The organism is Holdemanella sp. (genome assembly GCF_056804935.1).
In genome coordinates this window covers 1-359 of the sequence record NZ_DBMEXE010000091.1, presented here as the reverse complement: position 1 = coordinate 359, position 359 = coordinate 1, and positions in this window count along the sequence as shown.

Genomic DNA, 359 nt, shown 5'->3' with positions numbered 1-359 from the left:
GAATTCCTAATGAAATAGAAAAATTGATGTTAAATAAATTACAGATTTTATGAATTAATATCGCAACTCCGGTAAATCCACTAGACAATAAATTGCACGGATTCATAAAGACTTGAATTACGTATACTTGAATAAAAGCACTTAATACGGTCATGATAATTGAAAGTATCAAGTGTAGGTTTTTATTTTTTGAAAAATGTCGAATTTCTTTTGTCATGCGAATCACCATGGATAATTATATTCGAAAAGATTTTTAATTCTTTGAAGCTTCCTTCCTTGTACTAGGAAATTTCCTAATATTAGGAAAAAATGCATGTTAATAATGAGGTAAAATCATATAAAATATAAATATGGGGGTG